Annotated in this window: 17 protein-coding genes, 2 rRNA genes and 1 pseudogene; 3 read left to right on the top strand and 17 right to left on the bottom strand. The window is 72.5% G+C overall.

All coding sequences use genetic code 11. From position 1 onward, the window contains the following. Positions 1–169 precede the first annotated feature (169 nt). The 9 genes from O7635_RS22105 to recN form a co-directional block, all read right to left on the bottom strand. A complete protein-coding gene (locus O7635_RS22105) occupies positions 170–772 on the bottom strand; it encodes an NUDIX hydrolase (RefSeq protein ID WP_278082357.1) in 603 nt (200 codons plus the stop codon). Beyond that, positions 769–2,496: a CTP synthase gene (locus O7635_RS22100; RefSeq protein WP_278082356.1), complete on the bottom strand. Its 1,728-nt coding sequence runs from the start codon at positions 2,494–2,496 to the stop codon at positions 769–771. Before O7635_RS22100 ends, O7635_RS22105 begins: the two co-directional genes overlap by 4 nt. A gap of 75 nt (positions 2,497–2,571) precedes the next feature. Further along, the gene (locus O7635_RS22095; protein WP_278082355.1) at positions 2,572–4,716 is read right to left on the bottom strand and encodes a hypothetical protein; all 2,145 of its coding nucleotides are present in this window, start codon (positions 4,714–4,716) and stop codon (positions 2,572–2,574) included. Continuing rightward, positions 4,713–5,831 (bottom strand): glycosyltransferase family 4 protein, encoded by a 1,119-nt coding sequence (locus tag O7635_RS22090; protein ID WP_278082354.1) that lies wholly within the window; start codon positions 5,829–5,831, stop codon positions 4,713–4,715. The genes O7635_RS22095 and O7635_RS22090 overlap by 4 nt, the downstream gene beginning before the upstream one ends. 338 nt (positions 5,832–6,169) lie before the next feature. Continuing rightward, entirely contained in the window at positions 6,170–7,804 is a 1,635-nt protein-coding gene (locus O7635_RS22085) for a lipid II flippase MurJ (protein ID WP_278082353.1), read from the bottom strand. 5 nt (positions 7,805–7,809) lie between these two features. Continuing rightward, positions 7,810–8,646, bottom strand: a complete 837-nt coding sequence (locus tag O7635_RS22080) for a hypothetical protein (protein ID WP_278082352.1) — start codon at positions 8,644–8,646, stop codon at positions 7,810–7,812. Then, positions 8,643–9,590, bottom strand: a complete 948-nt coding sequence (locus tag O7635_RS22075) for a copper transporter (protein WP_278082351.1) — start codon at positions 9,588–9,590, stop codon at positions 8,643–8,645. The genes O7635_RS22080 and O7635_RS22075 overlap by 4 nt, the downstream gene beginning before the upstream one ends. Positions 9,591–9,627: 37 nt before the next feature. Next, on the bottom strand, positions 9,628–10,809 hold the full coding sequence (gene steA, locus O7635_RS22070; RefSeq protein WP_278082350.1) for a putative cytokinetic ring protein SteA: 1,182 nt from the start codon (positions 10,807–10,809) through the stop codon (positions 9,628–9,630). 201 nt (positions 10,810–11,010) lie between these two features. Further along, entirely contained in the window at positions 11,011–12,717 is a 1,707-nt protein-coding gene (gene recN, locus O7635_RS22065; RefSeq protein ID WP_278082349.1) for a DNA repair protein RecN, read from the bottom strand. Between the two features lie 165 nt (positions 12,718–12,882). Between recN and O7635_RS22060 the strand changes: the two genes are divergently transcribed. Continuing rightward, complete coding sequence (locus O7635_RS22060; protein ID WP_278082348.1) at positions 12,883–13,935, top strand: glycosyltransferase family 2 protein; 1,053 nt, start codon at positions 12,883–12,885, stop codon at positions 13,933–13,935. Beyond that, a complete protein-coding gene (locus O7635_RS22055) occupies positions 13,932–15,404 on the top strand; it encodes a hypothetical protein (RefSeq protein ID WP_278082347.1) in 1,473 nt (490 codons plus the stop codon). Before O7635_RS22060 ends, O7635_RS22055 begins: the two co-directional genes overlap by 4 nt. Here the strand turns inward: O7635_RS22055 and O7635_RS22050 are convergent. From O7635_RS22050 to O7635_RS22035, 4 genes are read right to left on the bottom strand one after another with little or no spacing between them, the layout of a single operon-like run. After that, positions 15,401–16,288, bottom strand: coding sequence for an NAD kinase (locus O7635_RS22050; RefSeq protein WP_278082346.1), 888 nt, complete (start codon positions 16,286–16,288; stop codon positions 15,401–15,403). The two genes, O7635_RS22055 and O7635_RS22050, sit on opposite strands and share 4 nt — an antisense overlap. After that, a complete protein-coding gene (locus tag O7635_RS22045; protein WP_278082345.1) occupies positions 16,285–17,106 on the bottom strand; it encodes a TlyA family RNA methyltransferase in 822 nt (273 codons plus the stop codon). The genes O7635_RS22050 and O7635_RS22045 overlap by 4 nt, the downstream gene beginning before the upstream one ends. 9 nt (positions 17,107–17,115) lie before the next feature. After that, positions 17,116–17,343, bottom strand: a complete 228-nt coding sequence (locus O7635_RS22040; protein WP_278082344.1) for a hypothetical protein — start codon at positions 17,341–17,343, stop codon at positions 17,116–17,118. After that, positions 17,340–18,113, bottom strand: coding sequence for a hypothetical protein (locus O7635_RS22035; protein WP_278082343.1), 774 nt, complete (start codon positions 18,111–18,113; stop codon positions 17,340–17,342). The genes O7635_RS22040 and O7635_RS22035 overlap by 4 nt, the downstream gene beginning before the upstream one ends. 148 nt (positions 18,114–18,261) lie before the next feature. On the opposite strand from O7635_RS22035, the gene O7635_RS22030 reads away from it, so the two are divergent. Continuing rightward, entirely contained in the window at positions 18,262–18,597 is a 336-nt protein-coding gene (locus tag O7635_RS22030) for an alkyl sulfatase C-terminal domain-containing protein (protein WP_278082342.1), read from the top strand. Here O7635_RS22030 and O7635_RS22025 read toward each other — a convergent pair. From O7635_RS22025 to O7635_RS22010, 4 genes and pseudogenes are all read right to left on the bottom strand, one after another. Continuing rightward, positions 18,594–19,595: an HAD-IIA family hydrolase gene (locus tag O7635_RS22025; protein ID WP_278082341.1), complete on the bottom strand. Its 1,002-nt coding sequence runs from the start codon at positions 19,593–19,595 to the stop codon at positions 18,594–18,596. The genes O7635_RS22030 and O7635_RS22025 overlap by 4 nt on opposite strands. A gap of 533 nt (positions 19,596–20,128) precedes the next feature. Further along, positions 20,129–20,737 (bottom strand): annotated as a pseudogene (locus O7635_RS22020) (Replicase polyprotein 1ab); the annotation flags it as partial. A gap of 1,815 nt (positions 20,738–22,552) precedes the next feature. Next, positions 22,553–22,669: ribosomal RNA gene (gene rrf, locus O7635_RS22015) — 5S ribosomal RNA — on the bottom strand. A gap of 90 nt (positions 22,670–22,759) precedes the next feature. Then, a 23S ribosomal RNA gene (locus O7635_RS22010) occupies positions 22,760–25,870 on the bottom strand. Positions 25,871–26,105: the final 235 nt, after the last annotated feature.

The following is a 26,105-nucleotide window of genomic DNA, read 5'->3' as shown; positions in this document are numbered from 1 at the left end:
ACACCTTCTCTCCCGCGTGCGCCCGGTCACCGTTGACAGGGTCGTCAGCCGCGTCGGCGGCGAGTCTAGGGTGCCCGGGTCACGGGCCCGCACCGCCTCCGCGCGTTCAGTATTGCCCGGCGTCGCCGATCGGCACACGGGCCGTGCGCCCGGTGTGATCCGCGTGGTGTCAGCGGACCAACGGGGTGTCCGCCGCGCGCAGGGGGTGCCAGTCCTCGTCGCGGACCCGGGCCGCGGCGAGCAGGCCGCCCACCGCCGCCGCGTTGGTGATCTCGCCGCGCAGCGCCATCGCGACCGCGTCGTCCAGCGGCACCCACTCGACCGTCAGCTCGGCCTCCTCGTCGGAGCGCGCGAACCGGTCGGCGTCCGGCACGGCGGACAGCCCGCGGGCGAGGAAGATCCGGATCAGCTCGTCCGTGAAGCCCGGCGAGGTGTGCAGGTCGAGCAGCAGGTCCAGCCGCTCGCAGCGCAGGTCGGCCTCCTCGGCCAGCTCGCGCCGGGCGGTGTCGGCCGGCGGCTCGCCCGCCACGTCGACCAGGCCCGCCGGCAGCTCCCAGAGCACCTTGCCGACCGGGTGCCGGTACTGGCGGACCAGCAGCACCCGGCCGTCGTCGGCGAGCGGGACCACGCCCACCGCGCCGACGTGCCGCGCGTAGTCGCGCTCGGCCTGGCCACCGCCGGGCATGGTGACCCGGTCGGTGACCACGCTGAAGATCTTGCCCTGGAACCGTTCGATCCGGTCCAGCACGGCGTACGCGTGCGCCGAGGTCACGCGCCCGCCCGCCCGTTGCCGGCCAACTCCGGCTGCGGCTCGGCCGTGAGCTGGTCGACGGGCAGCTGGTCGGCCAGCGAGTAGCCGACCGCCGCCTTCACGAACGCCGCGAACAGCGGGTGCGGCCGGGTGGGCCGGCTCTTGAGCTCCGGGTGCGCCTGGGTGGCCACGAAGAACGGGTGGATCTCCCGGTCGAGCTCGACGAACTCGACCAGCCGGCCGTCCGGTGAGGTGCCGCTGATCTGCAGGCCGGCCTTGGTCAGCGCGTCCCGGTACGCGTTGTTGACCTCGTAACGGTGCCGGTGCCGCTCGGACACCTCGGTCGTCCCGTACGCCTCGGCGACCAGCGAACCCGGGGTGAGCTTGGCCGGGTAGGCGCCCAGCCGCATCGTGCCGCCCATGTCGCCCTTGCCTGCGACGATCTGCTCCTGGTCGGCCATCGTGGCGATCACCGGGTGGCCGGCGGTGTCGTCGAACTCCAGCGAGTTGGCGTCGGCGAGACCGGACAGGTTGCGGGCCACGTCGATCGTCATGCACTGCAGGCCGAGGCACAGGCCCAGGGTCGGGATGCCGTTCTCGCGGGCGAAGTGCGCGGCGCCGATCTTGCCCTCGATGCCGCGGACGCCGAAGCCGCCGGGGATCACGATGCCGTCGACGCCGGCCAGCGCGGCCGCCGCGGCCTGCGGGGTCTTGCAGTCGTCGCTGGGCACCCAGCGGATCTGCACCCGGGCCGTGTGGTGGAAGCCGGCGGCGCGGATCGCCTCGCTCACCGACAGGTAGGCGTCGGGCAGGTCCACGTACTTGCCGACCAGCGCCACGGTGACGGTGTGCTTCGGGTGGTGCACCCGCTCCAGCAGGTCGTCCCAGGCCGACCAGTCGACGTCGCGGAAGGACAGGCCGAGGCGGCGCACCACGTACGCGTCGAGACCCTCGCGGTGCAGCACCTTGGGGATGTCGTAGATGCTCGGCGCGTCCGGGGCGGCGATGACCGCCTCGCGGTCGACGTCGCAGTAGAGCGACAGCTTGTGCTTGAGCTTGTCGGGGATCTCCCGGTCGGAGCGGCAGACCAGCGCGTCGGGCTGGATACCGATGTTGCGCAGGGCCGCGACCGAGTGCTGGGTCGGCTTGGTCTTCAGCTCGCCCGACGGCGCGAGGTAGGGCACCAGCGACACGTGCAGGTAGAAGCAGTTGTCACGACCCACCTCGTGGCGCACCTGGCGGATCGCCTCGAGGAACGGCAGGGACTCGATGTCGCCGACGGTGCCGCCCACCTCGGTGATCACCACGTCCGGCGTACGGCCCTCGTCGTCGGGGTCGCCCATCGCCCGGATCCGCGCCTTGATCTCATTGGTGATGTGCGGGATCACCTGGACGGTGTCGCCCAGATATTCGCCGCGCCGCTCCTTGGCGATCACCGCCGAGTAGATCTGGCCGGTGGTGACGTTGGCCTTCCCGGACAGGTCACGGTCCAGGAAGCGCTCGTAGTGGCCGACGTCGAGGTCGGTCTCCGCACCGTCTTCGGTGACGAACACCTCACCGTGCTGGAACGGGTTCATCGTTCCGGGGTCGACGTTGAGGTAGGGGTCCAGCTTCTGCATGACCACCCGGAGGCCGCGCGCGCTCAACAGGTTGCCGAGGCTGGAGGCGGTGAGGCCCTTGCCGAGAGAGGAGGCGACACCCCCGGTGACGAAGATGTGCTTGGTCAGCCGTCCTGAAGGGGCCAAGGCCTGCTCCCGTGGTCGTTTGTCAAAGTCGAGATCATGCGATCCACGGGATTCCACGGTAACACGTCGTCGCGGTCATGCCGCGCCGACACCCTGGGCATCGACCTCCGGCACCGGCTCGGGTGGCCTGGTGAAGTCGGTCGCGTGGTCGAGAACACGCAGCGCGGTGAGCGCCGCCATCGGCACGGCCACCGCGGCGGCCGCGCCCGCGAGGTCGAGCCCGGTGCCGCCGAGCACCCCGCCGAGCACGACGGCGACCCCGATGCCGATCGCGCCGGCCCGCACGGACGGATAGAGCCCGTAGGCCCGGCGCAGCCCGCCCCAGGTGCGCAGCAGGGCCAGCCACAGCAGGCCGGCGCCGATCAGCGCGAGGAGCGTCAACGGGCTGCCGACGAGCGCGTCGAGGATCGACTTGCTAGTGCGCTGCAGCGTGGTGCCGCCGGTGCCGCCGCCGAGGGCCTCGACGAACCGGCCCAGGCTGCCCCGTTCGGCGGGTGGGCGGTGCATCTCGATCCACGCGAACACCGAGGTCACCGCGACCCCGGCCACCGTCGCCGCGGCCAGCCGGCCCAGCGTCAGCCAGCCGCCGGTGCTCAGCGCCGTGGCGATGCAGACGCCGGCGGTCAGAGCGACCGCGCCGATCGGGTCCGCACCCAGGAACGGGCTGCCGACGAGGAAGACACCGATCCCGCCGGCGGCGACCATGACCAGCGGGCGCCACGGGCGGGCGAACCGTTGGGCCAGCGCGCCGGAGCCGAGCAGGACGCCGGTGACGAACACGCCCAGACCGACGGTGCCGACGCCGGCGTACCGGTTGCCCTCCAGGACCGAGTAGCCGGCCACGCCGTTGAGCTGCAGGCGCGCGCCGGTGCACAGGTCGAGGCCGACCACCACCGCGGCGACGGTGACCACCATCGCCAGCGGGCCGAGGGTCCGCCGGAAGCCCGGCGCGAACCGCACCGCGGCCGTGCCGGCCGCCAGGAGGAACGCGAGGACGGCGGCGAACAGCCAGCCCGGCTGGCTGCCCCGCCACCAGGGCACCAGGTCGGCGACCAGGGCGGCCGGGATCGCCAGGGCCGAGGCGACCAGCAGGATCTCCACGATGCCGGTGATCGGCCGGTGGACGTGCTCCTCGTCGCCGACGTGCCGGCGGGCCTTGCGCAACAGCGGCACCACGGCGATCGCGAGCCCCAGCTGCACCACCGCCAGCACGCCGAAGAACCAGGTCGCCACGGTCTCCTGGGCGCCGGCCTCGCGGTCGGCGTCGGCCGGGAACGTCACGGCGTCGGGCAGCTGCTCCGGGCGACCCGGCACCGAGGTCGCGGGCTGGCCGACGAACAGCCGGCCGGGTCGCGGCTTGTTGAGCGCGGTCAGCGCGGTGGGCGCCAGGTCGACGAGCTGCACGTAGCCGTCGCGGCCGGTGCTCGGCGAGGTGAGCCAGCCGCCCTGCCAGCCGGGGCCGTCGGCGATCGCCACGTGCAGCCGGCTCGCCTGGTCGGTGTCGGCGAGGCCGGCGACCAGCAGCAGCGACTTGTCGGGGCGGGCGGCCAGCACCCGGGCGAGCGCGGCGTCGGCCCGGGCCGCGGCGGTCTGGCGTACGGCCGGATCGTCGCCGCTGACCGTGCCCAGATCGACCATGCTGAGCGTGCACCGCTCGAGCAGCTTCTTGGCGTCGGCGGGCAGCTGGGGCTCGTAGTTGTCGACGCGCCCGTAGGGCCGGGCCGCGGCGACGGCGGCGCCGGGACCGACGGCCACCGTGCAGCGGACCGCCTCGGGCAGCGCGCCCGGTACGGCGCCCCAGGTCAGCGACTGCTGGTTGTATTGCACGGCCTGCTTGTCGAGGTCGGGCAGGAACGCGCCGATGCCGTCGGGGCGCTGCACGTCGACGCTCAGCGGCGGGCAGGCCCCGGTGACCGGGGTGCCGCGCCGCCAGCCGGCGAAGTTGCCGGCGCCCAGGGTCAGCCAACCGTCGACCGGGCAGGTGGGCTTGAGGGCGGAGCGCACCGACAGCGACCCGATCGAGCCCTGCCCGGCCAGCCGCCACAGGTTGGGCGTGCCCTGCTCGGTGACGTCCTCCCAGCGCAGGCCGGGGATGCCGACGACGACCACGTAGTCGGCGGAGCGCTTGGGCTCCGCCGTGGCGGGCCGGATCGACAGCGCGGCCAGGCCACCGGCGAGGGACAGGACCACGAGGAGGTACGGGGCGAGCCGGCGGATCATGTCGGCACGAGCTCTCCGTAGATCCCCTCGAGCTGGCTCAGCATGGCTTCCTCGGACGGCCACGTCTTGGCGCGCTGGAACCCGCGCGCCCGGTATTCGGCGCGCTTCGCCTCGTCGCCCAGCAGGTCACGCACCGCATCGGACACGGCCGCGACGTTACCCGGTGGGACCAGCACGGCGGCGTCCCCGACCAGGTCCGGCAGCCCGCCGACGGCGGTGGCGACCAGCGGCACGCCGGCCCGCAGCGCCTCCTGGGCGAACAGCTGGCGGGCCTCCCAGTCGCTGGTGACCAACGCCACGTCGGCCGCCTCGAGCAGGTCGGCGACGTCGCCGCGGTGGCCGAGCAGGGTGACCGGCGCATGGGTCTGCGAGATCAGCGCGGCCAGCGGCAGGTAGGCCGGGCCGGAGCCCGCTACCAGCACCGCCGGCGCGGGACGGATGTCGCGCCAGGTGGCGGCCGCCTCGACCAGCACGTCGTAGCGCTTCTGTGGGTGCAGCCGGCCGACCGAGAGCACCATCGCCTGGTTCTTGACGAGGCCGAACTCGGCCCGGACGGCGGCCCGCCCGCGGCGCGGCTCCGGCAACTCGGGGGCGGCGACCGGGGCCAGCCGGGCGTCGCGGGCGCCGAGGGCGCGGGCCCGCTCGACCAGGTCCTCGGAGGCGCCGAGGCAGACGTCGGCGTTGCGGGCGACCATCCGCTCCACGAACCGCGACGCGTAGCCGCGCAGCCGCCGGGCCAGCACCGCGTTGTGCCAGGTGACCACCACCGGCTGGTGCGGCTTGGCCAGCACCGCGACCAGCCCGGCGCGCAGGCCGTGCGCGTGCACGAGGTCGACGCCGTCGGCGTTGAGAGCGGCGCGCAGGGCGCCGATGGCCCGGCGGTCGTTGAGGGTCGGGTTGGCCGGGATCTCGACGGGCACGAACCGGGCGGCGCCGGCGGCGGTGAAGTGGAACTGCGCCTCGGTGGCGGCCGGTCCGGCCACGGTGACGGTGGCGCCGGCCGCGGTGAGCCCACGGACGAGCGACACGACGTGCTGGCCCACACCGCCGGTGCTGCTGGCCAGCACCAGGCAGATGGCGCCGGTCCAGCGCTGCCCCCGTTCGGCGTCGGTCACGCCCCCAACTCCCTCCCCCGTGCCCTGCCGCGTGCGGCGATGCTATCGGGACCGTGGCCGCTGACGGCGCCGATGCGGCGGGTCCGGGCCGATCGCTGTCGGTGTTCGGTCATTCGTACGCCGCCCGCCGTTCATTGTCGGTGATGCGCTGGGCCGCCCGTACCCGGACCCGGTTTCGCCAGCCTTTGCTCTGCAGCCATATACGCAACACCCTGGCGCGAAGGTGTTGCGTATATGGCTGCAGAGCAGAGGCGGGCGTGTCCGGTCCCCGGGCGTTGCGCCGATGGACGCGGAGCAGCGGTGCCGGATCAGCCGGGCATGCCCGGCGAGGCACGGATCTAACCGGTGGCGCGGCGGCGGCGGCCGCGCAGGCGGCGAAGGACCGCGGCCACCGCGGGCCGGACGTCGTGCCGGTCCAGCGGGTAGGCGACGGCGGCGAAGACCAGCAGGACCACCAGGCCGGCCACCGCGCCGTGCCAGAGGGAGGCCGGCTTGCTCGCGGCGGCGCCGCTGCCCAGCGCCTCGGCCACCGCCCAGCCGGCCGCGGCCGCCGCGGCGCCCGCGGTGAGGCCGACGAGCAGCGCCCGGTGGAAGCCGGCCAGGGCGGCCGCGCCGGCCCGGCGGTGCACCGCCAGCGCCAGCAGGGCGCCGAGGACGAGCATGCCGATCGAGTTGGCCAGGGTCAGGGCGAGCAGGCGGTCGCGGTCGGCCAGGGCGAGCGAGAGCACCACGGCCGCGACGGAGACGGTGGCCCAGCCGATCGCGGTGGCGGTGGCGGCGGGGCGGGGCAGGCCGCGGGCGTACAGGGCGCGGGTGAGGATCGCGAACAGGCCGTAGCCGAGCAGCCCCGGCGCGAAGCCGGCGACGGCGGCGGCCAGGCCGGACAGGGCGAAGAAGCCGGCGACCGGCTCGGCCACGGCGGCCAGGGCGGCGGCGCCCAGGCAGCTGAGCAGCAGCACGCCGCGGGCGGCGGGGGCCAGCCGGTCGCGGTAGCCACTGTGGTCGCCGGTGCTGTGCGCGGTGGCCAGGGCCGGGTAGACGGCGGTCGCGACCGGGACGGCGAGGATCGCCCACGGCAGCAGGTAGACGGCCTGGGCCACGGTGAAGACCACGACCGTGCCCTGCGGGCCCAGGTTGGCCAGCTTCAGCGTGACCAGGACGGCGACCTGCTGCAGGCCGACGGTGACCACGCCGGCGCCGGCCAGCTTGACCGCGTGCCGGCCCGCGTCGCCCGGGAACCGCCACGTCGGGCGCAGCCGCAGGCCGAGGCCCCGGGCCGGGATGACCAGCGAGAGCGAGAGCACCACCACGCCGAGGGTGGTGCCGACGGCGAGGATGAGCTGGCCGCCCACGCCGACGGCGGGGACGTCGGCCCGGGCCCCTTCGACGGCCGCGAACAGCCCGTAGGTGGCCGCCACGACCACGCTGGACAGCAAGGGAGCGATGACGGGCCAGGCGAAGCGGCGGTGGGCCTGCAGGACGCCGGTCAGCACGATGCCGATCCCGTACAGGGGTAGCTGGGGCGCGAAAATCCGCAGCATCAGCACGCCGGCGTCGCGGGCCGGGGTCGACAGGTCGCCGGCGAGGCCGTCGATGATCGGGCCGGCCAGCAGGGCCACCACCACCGCGAGCGGGATCAGCGCCGTCAGCGTCCAGGTGAGCAGGGCGGCGACGGTGCCCGCCTCGGTGCGCCGGTCGCCGGCCGCGACCGCGCCGGCCAGCAGCGGGACGACCAGCGCCGCGAGCGCGCCGCCGGCGACGATCTCGAAGATGATGTTGGGGACGGTGTTGGCCGTGACGTACGCGCTGCCGAGCACCGTGGAGCCGACGAACCAGCCGAGCACCGCGGTCCGCCCGAAGCCGGCGATCCGGCTCAGCACGGTGAGCCCGCCGATCAGACCGGCGGCGCGGGCGAGGCGCGGGCCAGGGACCGGCGGGGGTGCGGCGGTGCTGGGAGGGGTGGACGCGCTCACGTCGGTCAGGGGCGCCGTCCGAGCGCGTCGACCTCGCGCAGCACCGGGGTCCGCTGGATCACCTGGGTGAAGCTGACCTTCTCGCTGGCCGCGGTGAGGCCGGCCAGCCCGGCGAGCAGCGCGGCCCGGCCGGCCGGGCCGGTGCGGGCCGCCAGCGCCACGCCGAGCAGCGCGCCGAACGCGTTGGCGCCGGCGTCGCCGAGCATCGCCCGCTCGTCGAGGTCGTCGGGGAGGATGCCGGCGGCGGCGCCCATCGGGCCGGCCACCAGCCCGCCCGCCGGTCCGCCGGCCAAGGGGGCCGCGACCAGCGCGCCGGCCTTGATCGCCCGGCCGGGGCGCAGGTCGAGCAGGTTGAACAGGTTGGCGGTGCCGGCGATCACGCCCGCGCCCAGGGCCACGTCGACGACCGTGCCGAGCCGACCGCGGGCGGGCCGGTCGGCGGCGAGCAGCGCGCTGGCGCCGAGAGCGGCCGCGCCGACGCCGGCGATCTTGACGAAGCCGCTGGTGACCCGCCCCTCACGGAGGGCGCCGAGGTGGCCCCTGAAGCCCTTGGCCTTGTGCTCGGGCCGACCGCCGACGACGTCGTCGTAGAAGCCGACGGCGCCGGAGCCGAGACCGGCGACGAGCGCCGCGCCGGCCGCGGGGACGCTGCCCGCCCCGGCGGCCGCGCTGGTCGCGGCGCCGATCGCGAGCGCCGGGCCGGCGGCCAAGGTCACCGTGTTGCCGCGGAAGTTGGTGCGGTCGAGCGCGTCGACACCCGGGACGGCCCGCAGCACGCGCAGGGCGGCCCGGGCGACCAGCCCGCCGGCGGTCGCCAGCGCCAGCGAACGGACGGCGCTCACTGCGGCTGCTGGGGCATCATCGACGCGGCGCCGGCGCCCAGGCCGTACTGACCCGCCTTGCCCTGGTTGACCATCTCGGCGGTGGCCAGCGCGGCGACGAGCTGGCCCTGCGGCGTGTTGGCGTTGTCGACCGTGCTGATCGACTTGACCAGCGCGCCGTCGCTGCGGATCGCGGCCACCACGTTGCCGTCGCTCGCGCCGTTGCCGGCCACGACCACGGCGCCCTGCTTGTCGAACTGGCTGACCATCGTGACGACGGCCTGGTCCTTCTGCGCCGAGTCCTTGTCGACGTAGGGCAGCCCGCTGACGATCACGACGGCCTGCGCCGGCTCGGTCACCTTGTCCTTGCCCGCGTCCGCGTAGCCCAGGTATTTGGCCTTCTCGTAGGCGGTGAGCAGCGCGGTCAGCTCGGCGGCCGGCGGCGCGACGCCCTGGGTGCGGTCGAGGACGGCGCTGGCCAGCAGGGCGCTCGCGGTCTCGACGCCGTCGCTGTTGCTCGGCAGGCCCGTGGTCGGGATGTTGGGCTGGGCGGCCGAGGCGGCCAGGTAGAGCAGCTCCTCGGCGTTGTTGGGGTCGAAGAAGGAGTCCTGCATGTCGATCCGGCCCGTGATGGTCGCGCCGGCCGTGGTCAGCATCGTGCGGACCTGGTCGGCCTGGTCACGGCCGGTCGGCAGGGTGACCATGAGGATCTTGCGGCCGGTCAGCCGGCCCGGGAGGGCGACCTGGGCCATCTCGGTGGCGAAGTCCTCCTCGCGCTTGACCTCTTCCTGAAGGCTGGAGACCGAGTCCCGTAGCTGGGTGTTGTCCTTGCGCAGCTCGGAGACGCGCTGGTTGAGCGAGTCGGCGACCGGGCCGTTGAGCGCCGCGGTGCCGACGACCAGCCCGATGGCGAGTGCCAGGAACACCGCGGTGAGTGACACCACGTGGTACCGGAAATTGATCACGCTGTTTGCCTTCTGATTCGGTCGGGAGGCCCCGCCCTTAGCTGAAGAGCTGTCCCAGTTGGAAGACCAAATTGTTCCACCACTCCGAAAGCACACCGAGATAGGCCTTGCCCACGGTGGAGACGGCCACTGCGGAGGCCATGGCGGAAACGGCGCTGAGCACCAGCAACAGCAGCGACGAGCCGGAGATGCTCTGCCGGTAGAGGCGGCTGACGCCCTTGGCGTCGACCACCTTGCCACCGACCTTGAGGCGGGTGAGGAACGTGGAGGCCATTCCGCCGCGCCCCTTGTCGAGGAACTCGACCAGGTTGTTGTGGGTGCCCACCGCCACGATGAGCGTGGCGCCCTTCTCGTCGGCCAGGAGCATCGCGACGTCTTCGCTGGTCGCGGCGGCCGGGAAGGTGAGTGCGGAGAGCCCGAGCTGGTGCACCCGGGCCAGGCCCGGCGCGCGCCCGTCGGGGTAGGCGTGGACGATCACCTCGGCGCCGCAGCGCAGCACGTCGTCGGTGACCGAGTCCATGTCGCCGATGATCATGTCGGGCGTGTAGCCCGCCTCGACCAGCGCGTCGGCGCCGCCGTCCACACCGATCAGGACCGGCTTGAACTCCCGGATGTACGGGCGGAGCACGTCGAGGTCGTCCTTGTATTCGTAACCCCGCACCACGATCAGGCAATGACGCCCGGCGATGCTGGTCTCGATCTCGGGCACCCCGACGCCGTCGAGCAGGAGGTCGCGCTCCTGCTTGAGGTATTCCATCGTGTTGGCCGCGAAGGCCTCCAGCTGCACGGAGAGCCCCTCGCGGGCGTCCGCCATGGCCTTGACGACGGTCTCCGTGTCCTGCCGCGTGCCGTGCGCGATCGGCTCCGCGCCGACGAACACGGTGTTGCCGTCGATCCGGACCGTCTCGCCCTCGCGGATCTGTTGGAAGACGCCCTCGCCGAGGTCGTCGATCAGCGGGATGCCGGCCTTGACCAGCACCTCGGGCCCGAGGTTGGGGTAGCGGCCGGAGATCGAGGGCTTCGCGTTGAGCACCGCGGTGACGCCGACGGCCACGAGCGAGTCGGCGGCCACCCGGTCGAGGTCGACGTGGTCGATGACGGCGACGTCGCCCGGGCGCAGGCGACCGACCAGACGCTTGGTCCGGCGGTCGAGGCGCGCGGTGCCGGTGATTGTGCCCGGTTCGGCGCTCCGGGTCCGGCGCAAGGTGGGTAGACGCATCGTGACCATCCTGGCATGTCCGGCGAGCCAATTGCGGTCGCGACATGCCTGAGCAGGGGTGCTAGCTGTGGCACGCGTGGTGTCGCGGCTGCGCGCCGGCTCTTTAGCGAACCATGCGGACGCCACCCGCGGCGGTGGCCCCCGTCACACCTTGCCCTTTCGCGGTCGTGTCCGCCCACCCACGCTGTGCGATCCGGCCCCTCAAGCGCGGCGTTCCCGGGCCGCCACCGCGAGCAGTTCTTCCGCGTGCGCGATACCCAGATCGGAGTCGGGCAAACCCGCGAGCATGCGGGCCAGCTCCCGGGCGCGCTCGGTGTCCTCGACGACCCGCACGCCGCTGGTGGTCACCGCGCCGCCCGTGTCCTTGGCCACCACCAGGTGCCGGTCGGCGAACGCGGCGACCTGGGGCAGGTGCGTCACCACCAGCACCTGGTGGGTGCGGGCCAGGCGGGCCAGGCAGCGGCCGATCTCGACCGCGGCCCGGCCGCCGACACCGGCGTCGACCTCGTCGAAGACCAGCGTGGGCGGCCCGCCGGCGCCGGCGAACACCACCTCGATCGCCAGCATGACCCGGGACAGCTCGCCGCCGGAGGCGCCCTTCTGCAACGGGAGGGCGGGCGCGCCGGGGTGGGCGAGCAGCCGCAGCTCGACGTCGTCGGCGCCTTCGGCGCTGGTCGCCGTGGCCGGCACGACCGCCACCTCCACCCTGGAGTGCGGCATGGCGAGGCCGGCCAGCTCGACGCTGACCTGCTCGGAGAACCGGCCGGCGGCCTCCTTGCGGGCCGCGGTGACCCGGGTGGCCAGCGCCGTCACCTCGTCTTCGAGCCGCTGTCGCTCGCGGTCGAGCTCGTCGAGCAGGTCGTCGGAGGTGTCGAGCTCCCCCAGCCGCCCGCGGGCGCGGTCGGCCCAGGCGATCACCCCGCCCACGTCGTCGGCGTATTTGCGGGTCAGCGCCCGCAGCTCGGCCCGCCGCTCGTAGATGGTCTGGAGCCGGGCGGGGTCGGCGTCGAGGCTGTCGACGTAGGAGGAGAGCTCGGCGGTCACGTCGCCGATCAGGGTGGCGGCCTCGTCTAGCCGCAGGGCCAGGTCGCCCAGCTTGGCGTCGACGCTCGACTGGCCCTCGAGCGACCGCTTGGCCGCGCCGAGCAGGCCGGTGGCGTTGGGCGCCTCGTCGGCGCCGTCGCCGGCCACCGCCTGGTAGGCCGCGATCGCGGCGACCCGCAGCCCCTCGGCGTGCTCGAGCCGCTGGGCCTCGGCCTTGAGGTCGTCGTCCTCACCCGGCTGGGGATCGACCCGGGTGATCTCGTCGAGGCCGAGCCGGAGCAGGTCGGCCTCCTGGTTGCGCTCGCGGGCGTTGCGCCGCCGGTCGGCCAGGTCGTCGGCCACCGCCCGCCAGCGGGTGTAGGTCTCGCGCATCTCGCCCAGCAGCTTCTCGTGCTCGGGACCGGCGAACCGGTCGAGCGCGGCGCGCTGCTCGGCCGGGCGGAGCAGCCGGAGCTGGTCGGACTGGCCGTGCACGGCGACGACCTGCTCGCCGATCTCGCCGAGCGTGGCCACCGGCATCGAGCGGCCGCCGACATGGGCCCGCGACCGACCCTCGGCGGTCACGGTGCGGCTGAGCAGCAGCGAGCCGTCGTCGTCGGGCTCGGCGCCGGCGTCGGAGACGCGGGTGTGCACAGTGGTCGCCACCGCGCCCGCGAGCCGCAGCCGGCCCTCGACGACGGCGCGACCCGGGTCGGCCCGCACGCGGCCGGCGTCGGCCCGGCCGCCGAAGAGCAGGCCGAGGCCGGTGACCACCATGGTCTTGCCGGCGCCGGTCTCACCGGTGATCACGTTCATGCCGCCGGCCAGGGGCAGCGTGGAGTCGTCGATGACCCCGAGACCGGTTATCCGCAACTCTTCCAGCACAGGACACGACAGTAGTGGCGGGGTCCGACAGTTGACCAGCCGTGCCCGTTGTCAGCCGAAAGTGGTAGCACGCTTTGCCGGTAAACCGTATGGCAGCCGCCTCGTCACCCGCCGTTCGTCTGTCGCTCACGATCCTGCCGGGCGGGTTGCGGATGCTCTGTCGTCATGGCTCTGATCAGCGTCGTCATCCCGGTCTTCCGGGTGGAGGCCTACCTGGCGGACTGCCTCGACTCGGTGCTCGGCCAGCCCGGCGACGTCGAGGTGATCGCCGTCGACGACGCCTCCGACGACGGGTCCGCCGAGATCCTGGCCGGGTACGCCGCACGCGACGACCGGGTCCGCGTGGTCACGCTGGCCCACAACGCCGGCCTCGGCGCGGCCCGCAACGCCGGCGTCGCGGCCGCGACGGGCGACTACGTCTGGTTCGTCGACGGCGACGACTGGCTGCCGGCCGGCAGCGTGGCGGCCGTGACGCGGCGGCTGCGGGCCACGGAGCCCGACGTCCTGGTCCTCGGCTACGGGCGGGTCTACGCCGACGGCCGGGTCGAGACGCACCTGCCCGGCGTGGAGGCCGGCGTGGCCACCGACGGCGCCGTCACCCTGGCCACCGCGCCCCGCCTGGTCGAGCACCTGTGGCTGGCCTGCACCAAGGTCTTCCGCCGCGCGTTCCTGCCGGTGGCCTTCCCGACCGGCTGGTACGAGGACGTGGCCTTCGTCCTGCCCGCCCTGCTCGCCGCCGAGCGGATCGCCCTGCTCGACCGCGACTGCTACGCCTACCGGCAGCGCGAGCGGCAGATCACCCGTACCGTCGACGACCGGCACTTCGACGTGTTCACGCAGTGGGACCGGGTGTTCGCGTTCATGGACGCCGACCCCGGCCGGCACGCCGCGGTCCGCCCGGCCGTCTTCCGCCGGATGATCTGGCACTGCCTGCAGGTCCTCGGGCACGAGCAGCGGATCGCGCGCAGCCGCCGGCGGGCGTACTTTCTTCGGGTGAGCGCGCAGTACCACCGCCACCAGCCGGCCGCCGGCGCCCCGCTGCCGGGCGGCAACGAGGGCGTCAAGCAGCGGCTGGTCGCCGCCGGCGCCTACAACCTCTACGAGGGTCTGATGGCCGCCTGGAGCGCCGGGAAGCGCCTGTCCGGCAACCGCCGGCCGGCGCCCGTCGCGGCCGCCCCGGCCGTCGCGCCGCCGCCACGGGAACGGGTCCCCGGTTGATCCCCGCCGCTCTGCGGACCACGGGCCCCGAGCGGCTCGCCGGCGCGGTCGGCGCCCGGGTGGTCCGGGTGGGCGAGACCGCGCTGGTCGTCGCCGGCTCCACCGACCAGCTCCGCGACGTGGCCACGGGCCCCTACGCCGGTGAGCCGGCCCGCCGGGTCCGGGTCGTCGTCGCGTACTGGCGGCACACCCCGTGGTCGGCGCCGGTCGCGCCCGCGCCCCACCTGGTGCGGCACCGGGTCGCCCGGCCACACCTGCGCCGGGGGTCGGCCGTGGTGTCGCTGCGCTACGACCGGCCGGTGCCGCTCGGCGACGCGGTCCGCAGCGCCCTGACCGCGCTGGCACCCACCGCACCGCTTCGGGCGCCGGTCTCCACCGCTCCCGCCCGCTTCGGTGACACCGGAATCAACCCTCGCGACCGAGAGTCGGCCGCGAGGTTCGATGCGACCCGGGTCAACCCCCGCGGTCGGCGCCCCGTCGCCTACCTCCCCGACGCGGCGAGCCTGGTGCTCGACGTGCCCCGCTTCGACGCGGCCACCCTGGCGAAGCTGCGGGACACCGGCACCGTGACCGTCGGCGCTCGGGCCGGGGCCGCATCCGTCGCCGCGCTCTGCGCGACCGGCGTGCTGGTCGACGCCGCCGCCCTGCCCGCACCGACCCGCGCGCTGCTGGCGCCGGAACTGGTGGCCGTGCTCGACGAACCGGCGCCGGCCGCCGACCCGCTCGCCATCGAGGCCCGCAGCGTGCGGCAGCGCCGGGAGGCCCTGCGCCACCACGCGGCCGCGCTCGGCGAGCCGCCGACCGTCACGGCCATCCTCGCCACCCGCCGCCCCGAACTGCTCGGGCCGGCGCTGGCGATGCTCGCCGGGCAGACGTACCCCCGGCTCGAGGTCGTGCTCTGCCTGCACGGCGTGGCCGCGCCGGCCGGGCTGGCGGCGGCGCTCGGCGACCGGCCGCACCAGATCGTCGAGGTGCCCGGCGACGCCAGCTTCGGCACGGTGCTCGGGCTGGCCACCGCGCGCGCGTCCGGCACCCTGGTGACCAAAGTGGACGACGACGACACCTACGGACCGGAACACGTCTGGGACCTCGTGCTGGCCCGGCACTACTCCGGCGCGACGCTGGTCGGCAAGGGCAGCGAGCTGGTCTTCCTGGAAGACAAGGGCACCGTGCTGCGGCGCCGGTCGGGCGTGCCCGAGCAGTTCGGCGAGATGGTCTCCGGCGGCACGATGCTGCTGGCCAAGGGCGACGTCGAGGCCGTCGGCGGCTGGCGGCCGGTGCCCCGCTCGGTCGACCTCGGCCTGATCCAGCGGCTCACCCGCGCGGGCGGGACGATCTACCGCACCCACCCGCTCGGCTACGTCTACCACCGCCGGGCCACCGGCCACACCTGGGATCCGGGCGAGGAGTACTTCCTGCGCAACGCTTCGGCGACCTGGTCCGCCATCCCGCCGGACGGGTTGGCCTAGATTCGGCCCCCGCGCCAGCCGTCGACGGGCAGGCCGAACTTGGCGACGAGCCGGTCGGTGAACGGGCGGTCGCTGAGCCGGACGATCCGCACCGGGAGCGTGCCCCGGTTGACCGTCACCCGGGCGCCGGGCGGCAGGTCGTAGACGCGGCGGCCGTCGCAGCACAGCACGGCGAGGGTGGTGAACGGGTCGACGGTGAGCGTGAACGTCGACGTCGGCGCGGTCACCAGCGGCCGGCTGAACAGCGCGTGGGCACTGATCGGCACCAGCAGCAGCGCCTCGACCTCGGGCCAGACGACCGGGCCACCACCGGAGAAGGCGTACGCCGTCGAACCGGTCGGGGTCGCGCAGACCACGCCGTCGCAGCCGTAGCGGGACAGCGGCCGGCCGTCGACGTCGACCAGCAGCTCGAGCATCTGGGCCCGCTGTCCCTTCTCGACACTCACCTCGTTGAGCGCCCACGACTCGACCACCCGGCCGCCCGGTGTCAGCTCGGCCCGCACGTCGAGGGTGAGCCGCTCGTCCACTGTGTAGTTCCGGTTGACCACGTCCCGGACGGCCTGATCGATGTCGTCGATCTCGGCCTCGGCGAGGAAGCCGACCTTCCCGAGGTTGATGCCGAGCAGCGGGGCCTTGGCCGGGCGGGCCAGCTCCGCGGCGCGCAGGAACGTCCCGTCGCCGCCGAGCGCGAACACGATCTCCGCACCGTCGGCGGCGTCGAGGTCGCTGCGTGGCACCACGCCCGGCACCTCGAGGTCGTCGACCTCGTCCGCGACGACCCGCACCTCGAACCCGGCCCGGATCAGGTCATTCGCGACCGTACGCGCATGCTCCGTGCTCCGCCGCCGCCCCGTGTGCGTCACCAGCAGCGCGATGCGACTCATACGGCCTCCTCACGGACCGCGGCGGGTCCGGCGGCGACGACGGCGCGCACCTCGTCGGGGTCGACGGGTGGCGCGGCGCGCCGGAACCAGACGAAGAACTCGACGTTGCCGCTCGGGCCGGGCAGCGGGCTGGCGACCACGCCGGCCACGCCCAGGCCCAGGTCGGCGGCGGTGGCGGCGACGTCCAGCACCGCCTCGGCCCGGAGCTCCGGCTCGCGGACGACGCCGCCGGCGCCGACCCGCTCCTTGCCGACCTCGAACTGCGGCTTGACCATCAGCGCCAGGTCTCCCCCGGGCTCCGTGCAGCCGGCCAGCGCCGGCAGGACCAGGCGCAACGAGATGAACGACAGGTCGGCGACGGTCAACGCGACCGGGCCACCGATCTGATCGGGCTCGAGGGTACGCACGTTCGTGCGCTCGCGGACGCGTACCCGGGGATCGGTGCGCAACGACCAGGCGAGCTGGCCGTAGCCGACGTCGACCGCCACCACCTCGGCGGCGCCGGCGCGCAGCAGCACCTCCGTGAACCCGCCCGTGGACGCGCCCGCGTCGAGGCAGCGGCGACCCGAGACGGTCAGCCCGCGCGGCCCGAAGCCGGCGAGCGCGCCGAGCAGCTTGTGGGCGCCGCGGGAGACCCAGCTCGGGTCGTCGCCGGTGACCAGCACCGGGTCGGCGGGGTCGACCATCGCGGCGGCCTTGCGGGCCACCACGCCGCGCACCTTGACCCGGCCGGCGTCGACCAGCTCCCCGGCCTGCTCGCGCGACCGGGCCAGCCCGCGCCGGACCAGCTCGGTGTCGAGTCGGTTTCGACGAGCCATGGGGGTGGGTCAGCCCTGGTCGATGGTGGCGAGGGTCTCCTGCAGGGTGCGGTAGGCCGCCTCGTATTCCGCGATCTGGTCGGCCGGAGACAGCTCGGCCGCGTTGGTCATCGAGCGGATCGCGGCGTCGACGGCCGGGTGCCCGGAGAGGCCGTCGGCCGGCGGGGTGAGCTCGACCGGCGCGGCCGGCGGCGCCGGTCGCGCGAACATGCCGGGGTTGGGGACGGGCGCCGTCATGACGTGCCACCCGCCTTCTTGCCCGGCGTCTTCTTGGCCGCCTTGGTGGCCTTCGCCGCCTCGGCGGCCTTGGTCGCCGGGGTCGCGGTCGCGGGGGTGGCCTTGGTCGCGGGGGTGGCCTTGGTCGCCTTGGTGGCCGCCTTCTTGGCCGGCGGAGGCGCCGGGGTGGCGACCGGCTCGTCGCGTTCGAGGTCGGCCGCGATCGACTCGGCCGCCGGCGGCGCCGTCTTCTTGACCGCGGTCTTCTTCGCGACGGTCTTCTTCCCGGCGACCTTCTTCGCCGGCGCCGGCGCCGCGGCCGGGGCCGGGGCCGGCGGCGCGGCCGTGGTCGTGCCGGTCGTCTTGGCCGGCGCCTTCTTCGCGGGCGCCTTCTTGGCCGGGGCCGCCGCCGCTGCCGCCGACGCGGCGCTCTCGGCCAGGGCCGCGGACGGGGTCGTGGTCGTGGCGGCTTCCGCCGCGTCGGCGCGGGCCCGCTCGGCCCGCAGCTCGACCTCGAGGTCACGCACCCGGGTGTTCAGCTCGGCGACCTCGTCGGCGGTGGCCAGGCCCACCCGGCCGAGGGTCCGGTCGATCTCGAACCGGATCAGCTTGACGAGCGCTTCGCGGTTGGCGGCGCTCGTGGTGACCATCTCCTCGGCGATGGCGGTCAGCTGGGCCGCCGTGGCGCCGCTCTTGCCGACGAGCTTGCGGGCGACCTTCTGGGCCTTCTTGCGCGACGTCTCCGTCGCGCCCAGCGCCAGTTCGAGGTATGCCCGCCACGCGTCCTGCATCGTCTGCGTCCTCTCCCAATGGTCCGGATTCACTCGCTCACGTGGGGGAACCGGAATCCGTCGGCTCCGGCTCCACGCTACCGGGCGCCAATGTCGGGCTTGTGCGGTACCGTGCCGGGAGATCACGTGGCGCGAGGGGAGCAGTGGTTTGGCCACCGTCGACGAGTGCCGGGACGCGATGCACCAGCTTGCCGCGCGGCTCGCCAGCAACGCCGAGGCGCAGAGCCGGCTCGATCTCGAGCGCACCGTGGCCTGCCGGCTGACCGACCTGGGCGCGGCCTTCCACGGCCGCCTGCACAACGGCAACCTGGTCGACATCACCGACGGCGACGACCCCAAGGCGAAGATCGCGCTCACCCTCAAGAGCGACGACTTCCTCGCGCTGGTCCGCGGCGACCTCGACCTCGCCCGCGCGCTGGCCGGCGGTCAGATGCGGATCAAGGCCAACCCGTTCGACCTGCTCAAGCTGCGCAAGCTGATTTAGAGCTTCAGCTCGTCCAGCGCCGCGCGGGCGTCGTCGCCGGCGGCCTTCAGCTCGCTGACGTCCGTGCCGGCCCAGGCGGCGGCGGTGATGGTGCGCAGGGCGGCGATCGGGTCGCCCTTGCCCTCGAGCCGGCCGTCGGCGACCCGCCAGCCCGTGCCCTCGGCGCCGATGGCCAGCGTCTCCACGTCCTTGAAGAGTCCGCTGAGGTCCCGGGCCACGTACGTCGGGCGCTGGTGCGGCGCCGCCGCGACCAGGTCGCGGGGCTGGCTCACGCCGGTCAGCACCAGCAGGCTGTCGAGCCCGGCCCGCACCGCGCCCTCGATGTCGGTGTCGAGCCGGTCGCCGACGACCACCGGACGGGTGGCGGCGTCGCGCTTGACCGCCTCCTCGAACAGCACGGCCTCCGGCTTGCCGATGACCTCGTCGGGCTCGCGGTCGAGCGCGGTCCGCAGCACCGCCACCAGCGACCCGTTGCCGGGCAGCGGGCCACGCGGGCTCGGCAGCGTGCGGTCGGTGTTGGTGGCGACCCAGAGCGCGCCGGCCCGCACGGCCAGCGCCGCCTCGGCCAGGCTGACCCAGCCGACCTCGCGGCCGTAGCCCTGGACGACGGCCACGGGCTGGTCGTCGGCGCTGCTCACCGGCGTGAGGCCACGCTCGGTGACCTCGGCCCGGAGCGCGTCGGCCCCGACCACGAGCACCCGCGCGCCGGGCTCCAGCCGGTCGGCCAGGCGACGCGCGGCGGCCGCGGCCGAGGTCAGCACCTCGTCGGCCACGGCCGGCACACCGAGCCCCACCAGCAGGTCGGCCACCTCGGCGGCGCGGCGGCTGGCGTTGTTGGTCGCGTACGCGATCGAGCGCCCCTCGCCGTGCAGCCGCTTGACCGCGTCGACCGCGCCCGCCACGGCCTTGTCGGACAGGTAGATGACGCCATCGAGATCGAAGATCACGAGGTCGTACGCGTCAGCGAGCCGGCCCGACGCCGGCGGCGACGTGGTCATCGCCGGTCGTCGTCGATCTCGGGGAGCACCTTGCGGTCGTCGGCGTCGAGGTCGGCGTCCGGGTCCGCGTCGATCTCCGCGTCCACGGGGACCTCCTCGTCCGGCTGCCCCTCGGCGTCGACCTCGACGGTCGGGTCGTCGGCCTCGGTCGCGGCCGTGACCGGCACGTCGTCGGCGCCGACCTCCGCCGGCATCCCGGCGGGGCGGTCCGCGGGCACGACGGCCTCGACCGGGAGGTCGTTGTCGTCGGCCTCCTCGTCGATCTCGGCGTCCACGGCGGCGTCGTCGTCGATCAGGCCCTCGGAGTCGAGCTCGAGGCCCGCCTCGTCGTCCTCGTCGTCGGCGTCGTCGTCGGCCTCTTCGACCTCGGCCGCCTCGGCCAGGACGTCGTCGTCCCCGTCGTCGGCATCGTCGGCTTCCTCGGCCTCGGCGGCCTCCGCGAGAATCTCGTCGTCGGCGTCGTCGGCTTCCTCGGCCTCCGCCAGGATCTCGTCGTCCGCCTCGGGGTCGTCGCCCAGCGCGGCGTAGGTGCCGGCCGCGTCGTCCGACTCGTCCTCGTCGTCGCCCTCGATGGCGACGCCGTCGAGCTCCAGCAGCCGCTCGGCCGCGTCGGTCTCGCCGTCCTCGTCGACCTCGGCCGCACGGGCGAACCACTCGCGGGCCTCGTCGCGCCGGTCGGCGGCCAGCAGGGCGTCGGCGTACGCATAGCGCAGCCGCCCCGCCCACGGCTCCTCGTTGCCGCTGGTCAGCTCGCGGACCTGGAGCATCGCCACGGCCGCGTCCTTCTGGCCGAGGTCGCCACGGGCGCCGGCGGCCACGATCAGCAGCTCGACGGCCTCGGCCGGCGGCATCGCGGCCCGGTCGGCGCCCCGGTAGAGGTCGATCGCCCGCTCCGGCCGGCCGAGCGCGCGCTCGCAGTCGGCGAGCACGGCCAGGTGGTCCTGGCGCCCGGTCATCCGGTGGTACGTGCGCAGCTCGCCGATCGCCACCTGCCACTCACCGGCGTGGTATGCGGCCAGCCCGACCGCCTCCCGCACCGCCGCGATCCGCGAGGCGAGCCGGCGGGCGGCCAGCGCGTGCGCCAGCGCCTCGTCCGGGTCCTCGTCGATCAGCTGGCCGGTCGCGACGAGGTGCCGCGCCACGGTGTCGGCCACGGGCCGATTGAGGCCGAGGAGCTCAGCCCGCACGTCCTTGTCGAGGTCGTTCGCGCTGATCTCGTCAGGGATCTGCGGACCCGTGACCGTCGAGCGCTCGTCGTGCCCACCCTCGGCCGGCCCACGGCCGCGGTCGTCGCGATCGCGGTAGGAGCCTTGGTCGCGGTCGCCACGCGGGCCGGACCGGAAGCCACGGTCGTCGCCACCACGCGGGCCGGACCGGAAGCCACGGTCGTCGCCGTCGCGGGGTCCCCGGGCGCCACGGTCGTCGCTGTCGCGGGGTCCGCGATAGCCACCCTGGTCACCGTCGCGCGGGCCGCGGTAGCCGCGGTCGTCGCCGTCCCGCGGGCCGCGGAAGCTCTCGCGTGGCCCGGAACGGAACCCACGGTCGTCGCCGTCGCGGGGTCCGCGGAAACCACGCTGGTCACCGTCGCGCGGGCCGCCGCGGAAGCCACCGCGGTCGCCGTCGCGCGGACCGGACCGGAAACCGCCGCGGTCGTCCCGGTCACGGAACGGCCGGTCGCCGCGCTGGCCCGGGCCACCCGAGCGGAACCCGCCCCGGTCGTCGCGGTCGCGCTGCGGGCGGTCGCCCCGGTCGCCGGGGCGGAAGCCCTCGTCGCGACCCCGGAAGGGCCGGTCGCCCCGGCCACCGCTGTCGCGGGAGCCACGGTCGTCCCGGTCCCGGTATGGGCGGTCGCCGCGCTGGCCGGGACGGAAGCCCTCGTCCCGCCCGCGGAACGGCCGGTCGCCACGCGGGCCCGAGGCACCGCGGTCGTCGGGCCGGCCCGAGCCGGAGCGCGGGTCGAAGTCGCGGGGTCCGGAACGGAAGCCACGATTGTCGCGGTCGCCGTAGGAGCGGCCGCCGCCGTCGCGCGGACCCGAGCGGAAGCCGCCCCGGTCGTCGCGGTCGCGGTAGGGCCGATCGCCGTCACGCGGGCCGGAGCGGAAACCACCCCGGTCGTCACGGTCGCGGTAAGGGCGGTCGCCATCGCGGGGGCCGGAGCGGAAGCCGCCACGGTCCTCACGGTCGCGGTAAGGCCGGTCGCCATCACGCGGACCGCCGCGGAAGCCGCCGCGGTCGTCCCGGCCGCCGTCGCGAGGACCCGAACGGAAGCCACCCCGATCGCCGTCACGCGGACCGGACCGGAAGTTGCCCCGATCGCCCTCGCGCGGCCCCGAGCGGAAGCCCCCCCGGTCGCCGTCACGCGGGCCGGAGCGGAAGCCACCCCGGTCGCCGTCGCGCGGGCCCGAGCGGAAGCCACCCCGGTCGCCGTCGCGCGGACCCGAGCGGAAGCCACCCCGGTCGCCGTCACGCGGCCCAGGGCGGAAGCCACCGCGGTCGCCGTCGCGCGGGCCGGAACGGAAGCCGCCGCGGTCGTCGCGATCGCGATAGGGCCGGTCGCCCGAGCCGCGCCGGTCGCCATAGCTGGGGCGGTCGCCGTAGCCGGGCCGGTCACCCCGATCGCGGGACGGCCGGTCGCCGTCGCGCGGACCGGAGCGGAAGCCGCCACGGTCACCACGGTCGCCATAGCCCCGGTCGCGCCCGCCGGCGCCGCCGTCACGGGGACCGGACCGGTAACCGCCCCGGTCGTCGTCGCGCCGGGGACGGAAGCCGCGGTCGTCGCGGTTACCCCGGTCGCCCGAGTCGCGCCGGCCCTCGCCGCCGCGTTCGTCGTCGCGACGATCGCGCGGGCCGTCGCCGCCCTGGTCTGCACTCACGGGGCACATCCTTCCTGATGCCGAATTTACCGGCACACGCAGTCAAGGGCCGCCCCTATGGGTCGGCCCTCGACTGGAATGAATGTCCGGCGGTGTCCTACTCTCCCACACCCTCCCGGGTGCAGTACCATCGGCGCTGGAGGGCTTAGCTTCCGGGTTCGGAATGTTTCCGGGCGTTTCCCCTCCGCCATGACCGCCGTAACTCTATCGACATATCAAACAACCGACCAGAGGTGCTGGTCTCGGGTGTTTGTTTGTCGGGAGTTGCACAGTGGACGCGTAGCAGCTTTGTAGGTCAAGTCCTCGGCCTATTAGTACCGGTCAACTGAACCCGTTACCGGGCTTACATTTCCGGCCTATTAACCCAGTGGTCTAGCTGGGGGCCTTACCCCACGCGAACGTGGGTGGGATACCTCATCTTGAAGCGAGCTTCCCGCTTAGATGCTTTCAGCGGTTATCCCTTCCGAACGTAGCTAACCAGCCGTGCCCCTGGCGGGACAACTGGCACACCAGAGGTTCGTCCGTCCCGGTCCTCTCGTACTAGGGACAGCCCTTCTCAAGTATCCTACGCGCACGGCGGATAGGGACCGAACTGTCTCACGACGTTCTAAACCCAGCTCGCGTACCGCTTTAATGGGCGAACAGCCCAACCCTTGGGACCTGCTACAGCCCCAGGATGCGACGAGCCGACATCGAGGTGCCAAACCATCCCGTCGATATGGACTCTTGGGGAAGATCAGCCTGTTATCCCCGGGGTACCTTTTATCCGTTGAGCGACACCGCTTCCACATGCCGGTGCCGGATCACTAGTCCCGACTTTCGTCCCTGCTCGACCTGTCAGTCTCACAGTCAAGCTCCCTTGTGCACTTACACTCAACACCTGATTGCCAACCAGGCTGAGGGAACCTTTGGGCGCCTCCGTTACTCTTTAGGAGGCAACCGCCCCAGTTAAACTACCCACCAGACACTGTCCCTGAACCGGATCACGGTCCGAAGTTAGATACCCGAATCAACCAGAGTGGTATTTCAAGATTGCCTCCACCCTAACTGGCGTTAGAGCTTCACCGGCTCCCACCTATCCTACACAAGTTAACTCAAATACCAATGTCAAGCTATAGTAAAGGTCCCGGGGTCTTTCCGTCCTGCCGCGCGTAACGAGCATCTTTACTCGTAATGCAATTTCGCCGGGCCTGTGGTTGAGACAGTAGGGAAGTCGTTACGCCATTCGTGCAGGTCGGAACTTACCCGACAAGGAATTTCGCTACCTTAGGATGGTTATAGTTACCACCGCCGTTTACTGGCGCTTAAGTTCTCCGCTTCGCCCCGAAGAGCTAACAGGTCCCCTTAACGTTCCAGCACCGGGCAGGCGTCAGTCCATATACATCGAATTACTTCTTCGCATGGACCTGTGTTTTTAGTAAACAGTCGCTTCCCCCTGGTCTCTGCGGCCATACCACGCTCCACAAGCGTGTTGCTTCACGTGTCCGGCCCCCCTTCTCCCTAAGTTACGGGGGCAATTTGCCGAGTTCCTTAACCACAGTTCGCCCGTCGCCTCGGTATTCTCTACCTGACCACCTGTGTCGGTTTGGGGTACGGGCCGCTAAGAACTCGCTAGAGGCTTTTCTCGGCAGCATAGGATCACTGACTTCACCTGAATCGGCTCGGCATCACGTCTCACCCTCAATGCGCCACGGATTTGCCTATGGCGCGGGCTACACGCTTACCCCGGCACAACCACCGGCCGGGATCAGCTACCTTCCTGCGTCACCCCATCGCTTGACTACTACCCACCAGGTTCCCACGCTCCCCTCAGTCAGTCCGAAGACCTTCCAAGGCTCGGGTGGTTAGCACAGTGAGGTTCATCAGGGTCGCTCTTTCGCGGGTACGGGAATATCAACCCGTTGTCCATCGACTACGCCTCTCGGCCTCGCCTTAGGTCCCGACTCACCCAGGGCGGATTAGCCTGGCCCTGGAACCCTTGGTCATCCGGCGGAAGGGTTTCTCACCCTTCTTGCGCTACTCATGCCTGCATTCTCACTCGCACCGCGTCCACAACTCGATCACTCGGCTGCTTCACCCGCGGCACGACGCTCCCCTACCCATCCACACACCTGCACCCAAACCCGAAAGTTTGGGCGGGGTTCATGTGTGAATGCCACAGCTTCGGCGGTGTACTTGAGCCCCGCTACATTGTCGGCGCGGAACCACTTGACCAGTGAGCTATTACGCACTCTTTAAAGGGTGGCTGCTTCTAAGCCAACCTCCTGGTTGTCTAAGCGACCCCACATCCTTTTCCACTTAGCACACGCTTAGGGGCCTTAGCTGGTGATCTGGGCTGTTTCCCTCTCGACTACGAAGCTTATCCCCCGCAGTCTCACTGCCGCGCTCTCACTTACCGGCATTCGGAGTTTGGCTGATTTCGGTAAGCTTGTAGGCCCCCTAGACCATCCAGTGCTCTACCTCCGGCAAGAAACACGCGACGCTGCACCTAAATGCATTTCGGGGAGAACCAGCTATCACGGAGTTTGATTGGCCTTTCACCCCTAACCACAGGTCATCCCCCAACTTTTCAACGTTGGTGGGTTCGGCCCTCCACGCGGTCTTACCCGCGCTTCAGCCTGCCCATGGCTAGATCACTCCGCTTCGGGTCTAGAACATGCGACTCAAACGCCCTATTCGGACTCGCTTTCGCTACGGCTCCCCCACACGGGTTAACCTCGCCACATGCCACTAACTCGCAGGCTCATTCTTCAAAAGGCACGCCGTCACCCCTCAAGGCTCCGACGGATTGTAGGCGAACGGTTTCAGGTACTATTTCACTCCCCTCCCGGGGTACTTTTCACCATTCCCTCACGGTACTCGTCCGCTATCGGTCACCAGGAAGTATTCAGCCTTACCAGGTGGTCCTGGCAGATTCACGGCAGATTACAGGGGTCCGCCGCTACTCGGGAACAACCACAGAAGACCAGCCACTTTCACCTACCGGACTATCACCGTCTACGGTCGGCCTTTCCAGACCATTCGACTAGCAACTGGCTTTGTAACTCCTTGACTGGTTGTCAGCCCAGTCCGTGATGTCCCACAACCCCGACCACGCAACCCCTGACAGGTATCACACGCAACCGGTTTAGGCTCAATCCGCTTTCGCTCGCCACTACTCACGGAATCACTGTTGTTTTCTCTTCCTACGGGTACTGAGATGTTTCACTTCCCCGCGTTCCCTCCACACACCCTATGAATTCAGGTGCAGGTGACACCACATAACTGGTGCCGGGTTACCCCATTCGGACACCCTGGGATCACAGCTTGGTTGACAGCTCCCCCAGGCCTATCGCGGCCTCCCACGTCCTTCATCGGCTCCTGGTGCCAAGGCATCCACCGTTCGCCCTTGACAACTTGACCACAAAGATGCTCGCGTCCACTGTGCAATTCTCAACAAACAACCAACCCACAACCCCAGACCCCACACCAAACCCAGCACCCACAGGCGCCAGCGGTATGTGGAGCCAGGCCATGCCTGGCAGCTCCGATCCGAAAAAACAAGCACAATGCTTGTTCCTTCAGGACCCAACAGGGTGTTCATCATCCCGGCCGGCCGCACCACCCCACACTCGTTCCATGCCTCAAGAGGCCGTAC

This window comes from Asanoa sp. WMMD1127, from assembly GCF_029626225.1.
Taxonomy (GTDB): Bacteria; Actinomycetota; Actinomycetes; order Mycobacteriales; family Micromonosporaceae; genus Asanoa.
The sequence above is the reverse complement of the archived record's forward strand: the minus strand, read 5'-3'. Positions and strand labels throughout refer to the sequence as shown.

What these genes read in the sequence shown, in the direction of transcription:
- O7635_RS22095 (WP_278082355.1), bottom strand. Translation starts at nt 4,716, where the DNA reads ATGATCCGCCGGCTCGCCCCGTACCTCCTCGTGGTCCTGTCCCTCGCC.
- steA (WP_278082350.1), bottom strand. Translation starts at nt 10,809, where the DNA reads ATGCGTCTACCCACCTTGCGCCGGACCCGGAGCGCCGAACCGGGCACA.
- O7635_RS22060 (WP_278082348.1), top strand. Translation starts at nt 12,883, where the DNA reads ATGGCTCTGATCAGCGTCGTCATCCCGGTCTTCCGGGTGGAGGCCTAC.
- O7635_RS22050 (WP_278082346.1), bottom strand. Translation starts at nt 16,288, where the DNA reads ATGAGTCGCATCGCGCTGCTGGTGACGCACACGGGGCGGCGGCGGAGC.
- O7635_RS22045 (WP_278082345.1), bottom strand. Translation starts at nt 17,106, where the DNA reads ATGGCTCGTCGAAACCGACTCGACACCGAGCTGGTCCGGCGCGGGCTG.
- O7635_RS22040 (WP_278082344.1), bottom strand. Translation starts at nt 17,343, where the DNA reads ATGACGGCGCCCGTCCCCAACCCCGGCATGTTCGCGCGACCGGCGCCG.
- O7635_RS22035 (WP_278082343.1), bottom strand. Translation starts at nt 18,113, where the DNA reads ATGCAGGACGCGTGGCGGGCATACCTCGAACTGGCGCTGGGCGCGACG.
- O7635_RS22025 (WP_278082341.1), bottom strand. Translation starts at nt 19,595, where the DNA reads ATGACCACGTCGCCGCCGGCGTCGGGCCGGCTCGCTGACGCGTACGAC.